A 13778-nucleotide genomic window follows, 5' to 3' on the forward strand; every position below is an offset into this window, starting at 1 on the left:
ATCACCCGGCGGAATGTGATTAAAAAATAGGCAAATGAAGTGCGGGAGCGGCTTGCAGAGGCGCAATTCATTGCTGCATAGCAGAAGCTTCGGGTAAAAACCTCTCAGTTGCACAAGGATTAGGCAATTGTCCTTCACGCTTGGAACCACCTCCATGTCCCCGCCCATCGCACTGGCGCCGATGGCGGGAATCACCGACCGGCCGTTCCGGGATCTTGTCCGCTCTTTCGGCGTCGGGCTGATGGTGAGCGAGATGGTGGCAAGCCAGGAGATGGTGCAGGCCAAGCCAGGCGTGCGCGAACGGGCCGAGCTGAGCGCGGATGTGGAGAATACCGCGGTGCAGCTGGCGGGGCGTGACGAATATTGGATCGCCGAGGCTGCGAAACAGGTTGCAGGCCAAGGCGCGCGCATCATCGACATCAACATGGGCTGCCCCGCCAAGAAGGTGACCAACGGCTATTCCGGCTCTGCCTTGCTGAAGACGCCGGATCATGCGCTGAAGCTGATCGAAGCCGTCGTCGGCGCCGTGGATGTGCCGGTGACGCTGAAGACGCGGCTGGGCTGGGACGACAACTGCCTGAACGCGCCGGATGTGGCCCGCCGGGCCTGCGAGGCCGGGGTGCAGATGGTGACGATCCACGGCCGCACCCGCTGCCAGTTCTACAAGGGCTCTGCCGATTGGGCGGCGATCCGGGGCGTCAAGGACGCGGTGACTGTGCCGCTGCTGGCAAATGGCGACATCGTTGATACCGCCTCTGCCCGGCAGGCGCTGGAGCTTTCTGGCGCAGATGGCGTGATGATCGGGCGCGGGGCCGAAGGAAAGCCTTGGCTGCTGGCAGACGTGGCGCATCACCTGTGGGGCACACCGGCGCCGGAGATTCCGCAAGGAGATGCGTTTATTCAAATGGTTTCAGAGCATTACCGGGCAATGCTGGATTTCTACGGGCAGGATCTTGGCGTCCGTGTCGCACGCAAGCACCTGGGCTGGTACATGGATGAGGCCGGAACCACCCCCGCCATGCGCAGGGCGGTGCTGACGGAGAAAAACCCGGAAGAAGTGCTGGCGCTGCTGCCGGAGGCGCTGAGCGCCGAAAGACCGGAGGCCGCCGCATGATGGACAGCGCAGCTCTCTGGGCCTCTTTGCCGGTGCCGGCGTTTCTGATCGACGCCTGGGACAAGATTGCTGATGTGAACGCCGCCGGTGAGGGGTTCCTGAACACCTCGCGCAAGGCGCTGCTGGGGCAGCCGGTCTGGGACACCCTGGCCATCGACGCGCCGATCGAGGAGGCCTTTGCCCGGGCCCGGGTGCAGAGCACGCCATTGTTCGTGAACGACATCGACGTCGGCTCCGGCAGCCGGGCGCCGCTGCAGTGCGGGGTGCAGATCGCACCACTGCAGGGGCAGGAGGGAGTGATGCTGCTGATGGTCACCCCGCGGGAGCTGGCCGGGCGGATGACCCAGACCCATTCGGCCAAATCCGCCGCCGCCTCAGCCATCGGGATGGCAGAAATGCTGGCGCATGAGATCAAGAACCCGCTGGCGGGCATCACCGGCGCAGCGCAGCTTCTGAGCATGGGGCTGGGACCGGAGGACCTGGAGCTGACCGACCTGATCGTCAGCGAAAGCCGCCGCATCGTGAAACTGCTGGAGCAAGTGGAGCAGTTTGGCAACCTGACTGAACCGGCGTTCCAGCCGGTGAACCTGCATGATGTTCTGGACCGCGCGCGGCGGTCTGCGCTCTTGGGTTTTGGTGCCCATATGACCATCACCGAGAGCTACGATCCCTCGCTTCCGATGGCCTGGGGCGATGCGGACCAGCTGCTGCAGGTGGTGCTGAATTTGTTGAGGAATGCCTCGGAAGCTGCTGATCCAAAAGGCGGAAATATTCAGATACGTACTTTCTATGAACATTCCTTCCGGCTGCGCCGCAGTGACGGGACCGGCAAACTGTTGCCCCTTCAGATCGAAATTACCGATGACGGGCCAGGGCTGCCGGACAAGATCAAGGACGATATTTTCGACCCGTTTGTTTCGGGCCGGGAGAACGGCACCGGGCTCGGCCTTGCTTTGGTGAGCAAGATCGTCTCGGAGCATAATGGCTGGATTTCCGTAAGCTCGGTTCCCGGGCGCACGGTGTTCCGGCTGTCGCTGTCGCGCGTGCCGCGTGACGCCAAACCGCAGGAGAGCTGATCCATGGACGGCACCGTTCTGGTCGCTGATGACGACCGCACCATCCGCACCGTTCTGACCCAGGCGCTGACGCGCGCGGGCTGCAAGGTGCATGCGACCTCTTCACTGACGACGCTGATGCGCTGGGTGGGAGAGGGCAAGGGCGATGTCGTCATCTCCGATGTGATGATGCCGGACGGGAACGGGCTGGAGATGCTTCCCAAGATCCAGGCGGACCGGCCCGGGCTGCCGGTGATCGTGATCTCGGCACAGAACACCATCATGACGGCGATCAAGGCGGAGGAGGCAGAGGCCTATGATTACCTGCCCAAGCCTTTTGACCTGCCGGAACTGATGAAGCGCACCGCCAAGGCGCTGGCGGCCAAGCGGGTGGCGCCTGCTGCGCGTCCGGATACAGCGGAACGCCCCGAGGAGCTGCCGCTGATTGGCCGCAGCGAGGTGATGCAGGCGCTGTACCGGCTCATTGCGCGGGTGATGAACACCGATCTGCCGCTCTTGATCACCGGTGAAAGCGGTACCGGCAAGTCGCTGATTGCGCAGGCAATTCATGATTTTTCGGACCGCCGCACCTTGCCCTTTGTGCATGCGGATACGGCGGATCTGATCGCGCTGGAAGGCCCGTCGCGGCTGCTGGCGCAAGTGAAGGGCGGCACACTGGTGATTGATGAGCTGGCCGACCTGCCGGAGGAGGCACAGGCGCGGCTGGTGCGGATGATGGATGTGCCGGGCGATCACGCGCCGCGGTTCATTGCCTCCAGTCAGAAGGATCTGGGGGCGGCGATGGAAGGCGGCGGGTTGCGTCAGGATCTCTACTACCGGATCTGCGGCTCGGAACTGCATGTGCCGGCGCTGCGGGAACGGGTCGAGGATATTCCGCTGCTGGCGGAGCATTTCCTGATCAAGGCCGAAAACGAAGGCGCGCCGCACCGGGTGCTGAGCGAAGCTGCGCGCGAGGTGCTGCGCCGGTTCTCCTGGCCCGGCAATGTGCGGCAGCTTGAAAACACTGTCCGCCGCCTGGCCCTGACTTCGCGCAGCGAAGAAATCACCAAGGCGGATGCCGAGGCGGTGCTGGGGCCGCAAGCCGGACCGCAGCCGGAAGCGGCAGGGTTTACAAATGAGAAGCTGTCGGAAGCAGTGGGCCGCCATTTGCAGAGGTATTTTGACCTGCATGGAGATATGCTGCCGCCGCCGGGATTGTATATGCGGCTGCTGCGCGAGGTGGAGACGCCGCTGATCGAAATTGCCCTGGCGGCGACTGGCGGAAACCAGGCAAAATGCGCGGATTTGCTGGGGATCAACCGGAATACCCTGCGTAAGAAGATTACCGATCTGGATATTGAGGTGACACGCCGCCGCAAACTGATGTAATATCGCCACAGAAATGTGGCCCTGTTGTAAATTTCCTAGGCAGGACCACGAGATATGGCGGTGACTCGCAAAGAGTCGCACATCAGGATGAGGGCAGTAAGTGGCGCATAAGTCACATCTGAGGGCGGCATACGGGCCGTTTGCGGCCTTGGACCGGTGGCGGAGAACCCGCCGGGCGCGCAATATCGGCACCATCGGACTGGTTCTGCTGGGTCCGGTGCTGGCCTTGGCGACGTTTCTTATCATCGGCCCGCTGGGGCAGGGGGCCTCGTCCAGGTCGCTGCGGCTGATTCTGCTGGCCGACCTCGTTTACATCCTGACCATTGCAGCGCTGGTGATGGCGCAGATCGTGCGCCTGTTTGCAGCGCGGCGGTCGAAATCGGCGGGCTCCCGGCTGCACCTGCGGCTGATCGGGGCCTTTGGGTTCCTGGCGCTGATCCCCACTGTGATCGTCGCGGTCTTTGCGGTGCTGACCGTGAATGTCGGGCTTGAGGGCTGGTTCTCGCAGCGGGTGCGGCAGGTGATTGGCAGCTCGCTGGAGGCTGCAGAAGCCTATCAGTCGCAGCAGAAAGGTGATCTGACCGAGGATGCCCGTGCGCTGGCACGCTACCTCGACAGCAGCCGGTCGCGCAGTTTTTTCATCAACGATGCCGAACTGCGGCTGGTGCTGGCCCAAGGCCAGCTGCAGGTTCAGCGGGGACTGCGCGAGGCCTATATTGTTGACAGCGCAGGGCTGATCCGTGCGCGCGGCGAGCGGTCTTATGAGTTCGATTTCGAAAAGCCCAGCGAGCGGCAGCTTGGGGCTGCCCGCGAAGACGGTCTGCTGCTGATCGAGGACTGGGACAACAGCGAGTTCCGCGCACTGGTGCGGCTGGACGCTTTTGTCGACCGGTTCCTGTATATCAGCCGGGACGTGGACGGCGAGCTGCTGAACCTGCTGGATGACACCCAGGAAACTGCGCATCTGTACCAGCAGCTGGAAAGCGAGCGGGGAAGGGTGCTGTTTGAATTTGCGCTCTTGTATATTGGGTTTGCGGTGATCCTGATCCTGGCCGCGATGTGGCTGGGCATGTGGTTTGCAGAACGGCTGTCGCGCCCGGTCGGGCGGCTGACAGTGGCGGCGCAGCGGGTCGGGGCCGGCAATCTGGATGTGCAGGTGCCGATTGAGGACGGCGGTGACGAGATTTCCCAGCTCGGCCAGTACTTCAACCAGATGACCCGGGAGTTGAAGGCCCAGCACGGCAGGCTCTTGGACAACACCCGCCAGATTGAACGGCGGCGGCGGCTGTTCGACTCGGTTCTGTCCTCCGTGACCTCCGGCGTGGTTGGCCTTGATGCTGACGGCCGGGTGACCTTCGTGAACCGCTCTGCCGAACGGCTGCTGGACTGGCAGGAGGATCAGCAATCGCTGGCGCTGGCCGTTGCGGTGCCTGAGTTCGGACCGCTGTTTGCAGAGCTGATCGAGACCGGTGCCGAGGTGGTACAGGAAGAGATCAAGGTGACCCGCCAGGGCCAGCTGGAGAATCTGCTGGTCAGGATGTCGCCGCGCCGCTCCGGCGAGGGCAGGCTGGAAGGCTACGTGGTGGCCTTTGACGATGTGACCGATTTGGTCAGCGCCCAGCGGATGGCGGCTTGGGGTGATGTGGCCCGCCGCATCGCCCATGAGATCAAGAATCCGCTGACCCCGATCCAGCTGAGCGCCGAACGCATCAAGCGCAAGTTCGCCCCCAAGCTGGGCGAGGAGAACAGCGATCAGCTCCAATCCATGACTGATGTGATCGTGCGCCAGACCAATGATCTGCGCAGGATCGTTGATGAGTTTTCGAAATTCGCCCGCATGCCGGAACCGGAACGGCGGGAGGAGGATCTGGTGAAACTGGTGCGGGACGCGGTGATCCTGCAGCAGCAGGGCCAGCCGGATGTCCGGATCAAGGCGGATCTGCCCAAGGCAGCGATGCCCTCGGATCTGGATGCCACCATGATTGGCCAGGCGCTGACCAATCTGATCAAGAACGCAGGTGAAGCCATTGAAAGCCTGCAGCAAAAGGGCGCTCCGGAGGGGCTGGTGCCGGAAATTCGGGTGTCGGTCCAACAGGCAGGCACTGCCTATGAGGTCCGGATTGCGGACAATGGCATCGGTCTGCCGGAAGACCGGGCGCGGCTGTTCGAGCCTTATGTGACCACGCGGGATGCTGGCACCGGGCTGGGGCTGCCGATCGTCAAGAAAATCATCGAAGAGCACGGGGGCACGCTGACGCTGGAAGATGCCCCGGTGTTCGAGGGACACGCGCATAACGGCGCAATGGCGGTGATCCGCCTGCCCGCCGCAGCCCAGAAAGCGGCGGCGCCTAACAAGAGCACAGTGAAAGCAGGTCTGACATGAGTGACATTCTGATTGTTGATGACGAGCGCGACATCCGCGAACTGGTCTCGGACATTCTTGAGGACGAAGGCTATGCCACCCGCAAAGCGGGCAGTTCCGACGAATGCATGGCGCGGCTGGAAGAGGCCCAGCCGGCCCTGATGATCCTGGATATCTGGCTGAAGGACAGCCAGATGGACGGGATCGACATCCTGAAAGCGGTGAAGCGGGACACGCCGGATATTCCGGTGGTGATCATCTCCGGCCACGGCAACATCGAAATTGCGGTCGCGGCGATCAAGCAGGGCGCCTATGACTTCATCGAGAAGCCCTTCAACATCGACCAGCTCATGGTGGTGATCCGGCGTGCGATGGAAACCTCGCGCCTGCGCCGGGAAAATACCGATCTGAAGCGCAAGGACACCGGGCCGGCAGAGATGATCGGTACCTCTGCGGCGTTCCGCACCCTGACCAGCCAGCTCGACAAGGTGACGAAATCCAATGGCCGGGTGATGCTGACCGGGCCGGCGGGCAGCGGCAAGGAGATTGCAGCGCGCTATATCCACGCCAATTCAAACCGCGCGTCGGCTCCCTTTGTCACCGTGAACTGCGCCAGCATTGAACCGGACCGGATGGAAGAGGTTCTGTTCGGCCGCGAATCCTCGGAGCGCGGTGTGGAGCCGGGGCTGCTGGAGCAGGCGCATGGCGGCGTGATGTTTTTTGACGAGGTTGCTGACATGCCGCTGGGCACCCAGTCCAAGATCCTGCGGGTGCTGGTGGACCAGCAGTTCCAGCGGGTCGGCGGTTCGGACAAGATCAAAGTCGACCTTCGGGTGGTGTCCTCCACCAACAAGGATCTGGATGCCGAGATCGAGGCCGGCACGTTCCGCCAGGAGCTGTATCACCGGCTGAACGTGGTGCCTGTTGCGGTGCCCTCACTGGCGGACCGGCGCGAGGATATCCCGTTGCTGGCGGGCCATTTCATCGCCCAGTTCAACGAGGCCCAGGGCCTGCCGTTGCGCGAGCTGACAGATGAGGCCGTGGCGCTGATGCAGACCATGCTGTGGCCGGGCAATGTGCGCCAGCTGAAAAACCTGGTGGAGCGGGTGCTGATCCTGGGCGACGGCAGCGGCCCGATTGAGGCCAAGGATCTGCCGCGCGAGGAAGAAAAGCCGCAGGAGGAGGGCCGGGTGGTGCTGTCCGGCGCGCTGGCGACCCTGCCGCTGCGCGAGGCGCGGGAGGCGTTTGAACGCGAATACCTGCTGACCCAGATCAACCGCTTTGGCGGCAACATCAGCCGCACGGCGTCTTTTGTCGGCATGGAACGCTCAGCACTGCACCGCAAGCTGAAGTCGCTGGGGGTGGTCACCTCCAACAAGGCGGGCGCCCGGGTGGCGCATGTGGAAGCCGAAGAAGAACAGGCCTGAGAATGGCCTCCGCGCGCCCGGAAAGCTCCGGGCGCGCTTTGGTATCAGAACAGGTCCTGGCGGATCGGGTTCAGTGCGAAATGAACCTGTGCTGCCAGTTGAAGCTGGCTGATGGCGTCCTCCGGAACCGTTGCGGGCAGACCAGCCTGGCGGGCCCAGTCGGCCAGTTCCCGGCGGGAGGCCGGGCCGAACTGGCCGTCAACAGAAATGCCGGAGCCGAGCTCACGCAGGACGGACTGGGTGGCGGCGGATATGTCCGCCGTTGTCATACCCGCCAGCAGCTCCCGTGCGGCGGCACGTGCATCCGGGTCGTTCAGCGCCATTGCTTTGCCGGCCCGCGCCGCAGCGGCATGGGCTGGAATGCGGTCTCCCAGCCGGTTCAGCGCAACCCAGGCACCGTTGGCGCCGCCCCAAGCGTCGCCGCGGGCAAGCCCCATGTCATACCATTCCAGCGCCTCGGCGGCATCGCTGCCGGGCAGATCGCCGTTCATGATCATCCTGCCGATCTCACCCGGGGCATGCGGATGGCCCAGCTGCGCGGCCTCGGCAAACAGCGCGCGGGCTTTTTCCTTGTCTACCGCCTTGCCAGCGCCGCCATCCCGGTAGACATAGCCCAGGTTGGCCGTGCCGTAGATGTCGCCGCGCCCGGCGGAGGCTTCCAGATAGGTCAGCCCGCGCTCCGGCTGTGCCAGTTCATCGCCGCTCCACAGGAAGAACACCCCCAGTTCGTTCAGCGCATAGGTATGGCCCAGTTCAACCGCGCGGCTGAGCAGGTCAAAGCCGCGCTGTTTCTCCTCCGCCGTTCCGTTCTTGCGCAGGAGCCGCTTGCCGCGGGCATGCATCGAAAACGGGTCGCCGGCCTCGATCCCCTTGTCCCACAGGGAAAATGCCTTGTCCGGATTGTAGGGGATCGGCACGGTTTCGCGGTCGACATTCGGCGTGACATGCAGGTAGGCGACCGCGTTATAGGCGCGGACATGGCCCAGTTCCGCTGCCTTCTCAAAGGCTTCGTAGGCCTCCATCAGGCGGCCCTGGCCCTGCAGGGCGCGGCCCAGCTGATAATGCAGCCGTCCGAGGTCTGGCGCCGCCTCGACGGCCTCGCGGCAGGCGGTTTCCGCTGCCTTGAGGTCGATTTCATTGGGAAAGCGGAACAGGCCGACGCCTTGCGGATCCAGCAGGTCGCCTGCTTCAAGATCGCATTGGCGGGCAATCATCTCCAGGTTGACGGTGACGTCGCGCACCGTGTCTGCCTGCGCCAGCCGCAGCACCATCCTGTCCTTGCGGACCTGGCCGCCGTCCTTGCGGGCGGGCAGCTCAGTCAGCTTGGGCGCATAGCTGAGGCTGAGGGCACTGCCGTCGCCGGACCGCAGTGAGGTGACACCGGCGGACGGGGTCTCAACAATCGACACCTTGGTGCCGACCTGGACATAGGGGCTGATTTCCGGCGCCAGTTCCAAGGCCCGGCCAAGCGGCACTTTCAAAGACAGCTCTGCCGGGATCTGGTCGAGGCTGGCAGGAGCAGGTTCCGTGGTGGCCTCCGGCTCCGCTGCAGCGACATTCAGCGACCGTTCGGCGGGGCGCAGATATATCTTTTGCATCAAGGTGGAGCTTTCCCAGGGCACCTGGGTGTTGCCGGTGGCGCTGTAGACATCGCTGCGGATGGCCGCCAGCACGGTCATGGCGTCCTCATTGGGGTTGTTGGGAAAATGCCGCACGACAGAGGCGGTGTAGGGGCTGTTGCTGCCGGGCTCCCCATCCAGTGCGGTGGCACCGGGGGAGGTGGAAAACGCCACCAGTGTGTTCAGCGGCGGGCGGAACACGTCAAAACCTTCGCGCGCCTCATAGAGCTGGGCACCGACCTCGGCGTTCAGCTTGGCCTGCGGCACCGGATTGTCGCGGCAGGAATCCAGCATCAGGATCTGGCTCCCGGCCTTGCCGCCCAGAATGGCGGACACGCGGTCCAGCGTCACCGATTGGAACGGCAGATCGTGAATGCCCGAAAGCTCCGCATCGCTGGTCAGCAGATAGTTACGCCGCCCCAGCTGGATGCCGTGGCCTGCGTAATAGAAAAACACCTGGCTGCCATCGCGGATGTTGAGCGCGGCCTGACGCAGCAGCGCCTCAAAGCCGCGTTTGTCCAGGTCGTAGCCCTCGTAGACGGTATACCCGAAGGACTTGAGCATCCCGGCCATCGCCTCAGCGTCCTTGCGGGTATTGGTCAGATCGCTGACGTGGTCGTATTCCTGGATGCCGATGACGATGGCGGTTTCCGGGGCGGCACCCTGTTCGCTGGTTTCATAGGCCGCCTGCGCTGCCGCTGGCGGCAGCGCAAAGGCCAGCAACGCGGCTGCAATCGCTGGATGAAGGGGGGGAAGGGCTGTCATGGCGAGGACAGGGGGTTAACCCCAGCCTCCGCCACCGCCGGAGCCGCCACCACCGCCGCCGGAGCCGCCACCACCGCCGCCGGAACCACCGCCGCCGCCGCCGGCACCAGCGCCGCCACCGCCCGGCGGGCCAACGGGTTCAATGGCTGGCGCCGCCGGTGCTGGAGCCGGTACAGGAGCAGTTGAAGTCGCGGACGCAGGCCGCGTGGCAGGCGCACTGTAGGTTGCGGGAGCAGGGGCCGGTGCGGCTGAAGGCGGCGGCGCTATCGGAGCCGTTGGTTCACAGGCCGCAGTGACGGCTGCCAAGGGCAGCGCTGCAAACAGGAAATGAATCCGCATCGGGTACCTTTCTCTATTGAGAATACAGGTTGCAAATAAAACAATCGGTGTTCAGCCTACTTGATCTTAGGCCGCAAATCAAAACTGTCCTGCCGCAAATTTGCCGCTCAGGTCCGCGGGGAGACTGGATTTCCTAGCCGCCGGTGCGGATGACAATGCTGCCATCCCGGGTCCGCTGCGCGCAGGAAGCTTCGCTCAAGGGGGCCAGCCGCGGCCCTGCGGGCACTGCCGCGTTGCGCTGGGTGCAGCGCTTCAGCGCAATTTGCTGATACCCTTTCGAGGCCATGCAGGATTTTTCCAGCCGTTTGCGCAGGGGCTTGTTCACGTCGACTGTGTAAATGCCGCCGTCCACCCAGTATCCAGGCCGGTAGTAACACTTGCCGCCGTGGCAGACCTGCCTGCCCGGGTAGAAGACAGGGGGATGCTGCCGGATTTCATTTGCGACAGGGGCGTCTTTCAGTGCCTGGGTGGCGCAGGTCAGCTCATCACTTTGCAGGCGGGAAACCTCTGCCCCCTGCTTGTAGTAGACCGGCAGCGGTCCGCAGGCCGTTGCGAAGGCCAGCAAAACAGCGGCTGCCGTGACTGTCAAACTCCGTCGCATGGTGAAAGAATGGCCGCAAACTGAGGAAGTTACAATTAATTTGACCGTGAAAGCGGCATCTGTCATTCACATCGGACAAATCTCTGCCCGAAACTCCGCCAAGGGACATGTAAATGAAGGTCATTATCTGCGGCGCGGGCCAGGTCGGCTGGCAGATCGCCCGGCACCTGTCCGGTGAGCACAATGATGTCACGGTGGTTGACAGCAATGCGGAGCTGGTGCGGCGGGCGACCGACACTTTGGACGTGCAGGGCATTCACGGCTTTGCCTCATATCCGGACGTATTGGACCGGGCCGGGGCACGGGATGCGGACATGATCATCGCCGCCACCCACTCGGATGAGGTCAACATGGTGACCTGCCAAGTGGCGCATTCCGTCTTCAAGGTTCAGCGCAAGATCGCGCGGCTGCGGGCCAAGAGCTATCTGACCGCGATTTATTCCGATCTGTACCAGCGCGAGCATTTGCCGATTGACGTAGTGATCAGCCCGGAGCGGGAGGTTGCCGCGGCGGCGATGCAGCGGCTGTCGGCGCCAGCCGCCTTTGATACCGAGACCTTCATGGGCGGCCAGGCGCAGCTTTTGGGCATCCAGATTGATGCCGAATGCCCGGTGGTAAACACGCCGCTGCGCCAGTTGACGGACCTGTTTTCTACGCTGCGTGCAATTGTGGTGGGGGTCCGCCGCGATGGAACCCTGTTTGCACCGGAGCCGGGCGACCAGCTGTTCGTGGGCGACAGCTGCTATGTGTTCTCGCATGTGGACGACGTGCCGCGCACCATCGAGGTGTTCGGCAAGAAAGAGAAACGCCAGGACCGGGTGGTTGTAGTCGGCGGCGGCAACGTCGGGCTGGAAGTGGCGAAAGCGCTGGAAAGCAGCACCTCGCGGATCCGGGCCAAGGTGATCGAGCGGGACCGCAAATGCGCCGAACGCGCCGCCGAGGCGCTGGAGCGCACAATCGTGCTGAACGGAGACGGTCTGGACCGCTCGCTGATGATCGAGGCGGGCATCGACAAGGCCGACGCGCTGCTAGCGGTGACCGACGACGACAAGGTCAACATGCTGGCGGCAGTGCGCGCCAAGGCCGAGGGCTGCCCGCTGGCAATTGCGCTGATCAATGACCCGACTCTGGTGCCGCTGCTGCCGCACCTCGGGATTGACGCCTATATCAACCCGCGCTCCACCACTGTCAGTTCGATCCTGCGCCACATCCGCTATGGCCGGGTGCGGCAGGTCTACTCGCTGGGCGACGCAGAGGCAGAGATGATCGAGGCCGAGGTGCTGTCGACCTCGCCGATTGCCGGGCAGATGATCCGCGAGACCGACTTTCCCGAGGGCGTGCTGGTTGGCGGCATTCTGAAGGGCGGCGAGATGCTGCGCCCGTCGGGTGAAACCCGGATCGAGGAAGGCGATGTGATCGCGCTGTTTGCAATGGCGGACGACGTGCCCGAGGTGGAGCGGCTCCTGCAGGTGTCGATCGACTACTTCTAGCATGCGCCGCGTGGTCCAAGCCCCCATTGGCGTCCTGCGCCTGCCGCTGTTCCTGCTGATCTGGGGCATCGCTTCCTTGGCGATGTGGCTGCCGGCCATTCATGCGCTGGTGCTGGACGACCATCACACATCGCAGAGCTTTTTCTACTCCGGCCTGGCCGGGCTGATCCTAGTGGTGCTGATTGCCCTGTCGATGGGCAACCGGGTGCCGCGCTACGGGATGCCGGGGCAGCTTTTGTCACTGCTGGCGACCTTCACGGTTCTGCCGCTGTTCCTGGCAGTGCCGGTGCAGGATGCGCTGGTCAGCACCCGCTATGTGAATGCCTATTTCGACATGGTCAGCGCCATCACCACCACCGGCGCCGATATCTGGGCCGATCCCGGCCGCCTGCCGCCCAGCGTGCACCTGTGGCGGGCCATGGTCGGCTGGATGGGCGGGCTATTGATGTGGGTAGCAGCCTCAGCCGTGCTGGCACCAATGTCGCTGGGCGGGTTCGAGGTCACCGCCAAGGGGGAGCCGGGCGGCGGCACTGCGGGGCCTGGCCATATGGAGCGGGCGGACCCGCGGCGCCAGCTGGTGCTTGTCACCCGCACGCTTGCGCCGGTCTATGCCGGGCTGACGATGGTTCTGTGGCTGCTCCTGATGATCACAGGAGAGCAAGCGCTTGCAGGCCTTAGCCATGCGATGTCGGTGATGGCGACCTCGGGGATTTCCGCAACTGGCGGGGTCGAGAACGCAGGCAGCGGCATTGCTGGCGAGATGGTTATGTTCCTGTTCATGTTCTTCGCGCTGTCACGGCTGACTTTCTCCAGCGACACGGTGACATCCGGGCAGGGGCGGCTGGACAAGGACCCGGAATTCCGAACCGGTCTGCTGATTGTCTTTGGTGTGCCGCTGCTTTTGTTCCTGCGCCATTGGGTGGCGGCTTATGAAGTGGACGCGGGCGAGGATCTGCTGCAGGCGCTAAGGGCACTGTGGGGGACGGTGTTCACGGTGATGTCTTTCCTGTCCACCACCGGCTTCGAGAGTGTGCACTGGGAGGCGGCCCGCACCTGGTCCGGGCTGGAAACGCCGGGCATGATCCTGCTTGGGCTGGCGGTGTTCGGCGGCGGCGTGGCGACAACGGCCGGCGGGGTCAAGCTGCTGCGGGTTTACGCACTCTACCTCAACGGGCTGCGCGAAATGGAGCGGCTGGTGCACCCGAGTTCAGTGAGCGGCGAGGGCGACCGCACCAAGCGGCTGCAGAAAAACGGGGCCTTTGTTGCCTGGATCTTTTTCATGCTGTTTGCCCTGTCGCTGGCGCTGGTCAGCACCGCGCTGGCCGCCGTCGGCTCCAGCTTCGAGCAGTCCCTTGTGCTGGCAATTGCCGCGCTGTCGACCACTGGCCCGCTGACCGAAAGCGCCAGCAGCACGCCGATTGTGCTGAACCTGCTGACCGACCCGGCCAAGCTGATCCTGTGTGTCGCCATGGTGCTGGGCCGGCTGGAAACCCTGGCCTTTATCGCGCTGCTGTCCCCGAACCTCTGGCGCAGCTGACCGCCTTGGCAGTGAAAAGTGTTTTTCGGGTGGAAACTTATATTTTCTTTGTTCATACTGAATTTTAACGTGCGTGCTGG

At 63.7% G+C, this 13778-nt stretch carries 10 protein-coding genes; 7 read left to right on the plus strand and 3 right to left on the minus strand.

All coding sequences use genetic code 11. The features are described from left to right. The first annotated feature begins 127 nt into the window (after positions 1 to 127). From dusB to ntrX, 5 genes are all read left to right on the plus strand, one after another. Positions 128 to 1114, plus strand: coding sequence for a tRNA dihydrouridine synthase DusB (gene dusB, locus RA25_RS07035; protein WP_039145804.1), 987 nt, complete (start codon positions 128 to 130; stop codon positions 1112 to 1114). Beyond that, entirely contained in the window at positions 1111 to 2190 is a 1080-nt protein-coding gene (locus RA25_RS07040; protein ID WP_019296218.1) for a two-component system sensor histidine kinase NtrB, read from the plus strand. The genes dusB and RA25_RS07040 overlap by 4 nt, the downstream gene beginning before the upstream one ends. A gap of 3 nt (positions 2191 to 2193) precedes the next feature. Then, a complete protein-coding gene (locus RA25_RS07045) occupies positions 2194 to 3558 on the plus strand; it encodes a sigma-54-dependent Fis family transcriptional regulator (protein WP_039170988.1) in 1365 nt (454 codons plus the stop codon). A gap of 100 nt (positions 3559 to 3658) precedes the next feature. Then, positions 3659 to 5941: a sensor histidine kinase NtrY-like gene (locus tag RA25_RS07050; RefSeq protein ID WP_039170991.1), complete on the plus strand. Its 2283-nt coding sequence runs from the start codon at positions 3659 to 3661 to the stop codon at positions 5939 to 5941. After that, on the plus strand, positions 5938 to 7347 hold the full coding sequence (gene ntrX, locus RA25_RS07055) for a nitrogen assimilation response regulator NtrX (protein WP_019296221.1): 1410 nt from the start codon (positions 5938 to 5940) through the stop codon (positions 7345 to 7347). The genes RA25_RS07050 and ntrX overlap by 4 nt, the downstream gene beginning before the upstream one ends. Before the next feature lie 44 nt (positions 7348 to 7391). On the opposite strand, the gene RA25_RS07060 is transcribed toward ntrX, so the two are convergent. The 3 genes from RA25_RS07060 to RA25_RS07065 all read right to left on the minus strand — a co-directional run bounded on the left by RA25_RS07060 (position 7392) and on the right by RA25_RS07065 (position 10671). Then, positions 7392 to 9731 carry a caspase family protein gene (locus RA25_RS07060; protein ID WP_052254188.1) on the minus strand — a complete coding sequence of 780 codons (2340 nt, stop codon included), beginning with the start codon at positions 9729 to 9731 and terminating at the stop codon, positions 7392 to 7394. After that, positions 9728 to 9874 carry a hypothetical protein gene (locus RA25_RS22975; RefSeq protein ID WP_193747140.1) on the minus strand — a complete coding sequence of 49 codons (147 nt, stop codon included), beginning with the start codon at positions 9872 to 9874 and terminating at the stop codon, positions 9728 to 9730. Before RA25_RS22975 ends, RA25_RS07060 begins: the two co-directional genes overlap by 4 nt. A gap of 329 nt (positions 9875 to 10203) precedes the next feature. Continuing rightward, a complete protein-coding gene (locus RA25_RS07065; RefSeq protein WP_082023049.1) occupies positions 10204 to 10671 on the minus strand; it encodes a hypothetical protein in 468 nt (155 codons plus the stop codon). Positions 10672 to 10784: 113 nt separating this feature from the next. Here RA25_RS07065 and trkA point away from each other — a divergent pair, with 113 nt between their 5' ends. Beyond that, positions 10785 to 12161, plus strand: coding sequence for a Trk system potassium transporter TrkA (gene trkA / locus RA25_RS07070; protein ID WP_039170998.1), 1377 nt, complete (start codon positions 10785 to 10787; stop codon positions 12159 to 12161). A 1-nt stretch (position 12162) separates the two neighbouring features. Next, positions 12163 to 13698, plus strand: coding sequence for a TrkH family potassium uptake protein (locus RA25_RS07075; protein ID WP_039171003.1), 1536 nt, complete (start codon positions 12163 to 12165; stop codon positions 13696 to 13698). The last annotated feature ends 80 nt before the right edge of the window (positions 13699 to 13778 follow it).

The organism is Leisingera sp. ANG-S5, assembly GCF_000813925.1.
In the GTDB taxonomy this organism is placed as follows: Bacteria; Pseudomonadota; Alphaproteobacteria; order Rhodobacterales; family Rhodobacteraceae; genus Leisingera.

Bases quoted from the DNA above. Each gene is read 5' to 3' on its own strand.
- RA25_RS07040 (WP_019296218.1), top strand. From the start codon at position 1,111: ATGATGGACAGCGCAGCTCTCTGGGCCTCTTTGCCGGTGCCGGCGTTT.
- RA25_RS07045 (WP_039170988.1), top strand. From the start codon at position 2,194: ATGGACGGCACCGTTCTGGTCGCTGATGACGACCGCACCATCCGCACC.
- ntrX (WP_019296221.1), top strand. From the start codon at position 5,938: ATGAGTGACATTCTGATTGTTGATGACGAGCGCGACATCCGCGAACTG.
- RA25_RS07060 (WP_052254188.1), bottom strand. From the start codon at position 9,731: ATGACAGCCCTTCCCCCCCTTCATCCAGCGATTGCAGCCGCGTTGCTG.
- RA25_RS07065 (WP_082023049.1), bottom strand. From the start codon at position 10,671: ATGCGACGGAGTTTGACAGTCACGGCAGCCGCTGTTTTGCTGGCCTTC.
- trkA (WP_039170998.1), top strand. From the start codon at position 10,785: ATGAAGGTCATTATCTGCGGCGCGGGCCAGGTCGGCTGGCAGATCGCC.
- RA25_RS07075 (WP_039171003.1), top strand. From the start codon at position 12,163: ATGCGCCGCGTGGTCCAAGCCCCCATTGGCGTCCTGCGCCTGCCGCTG.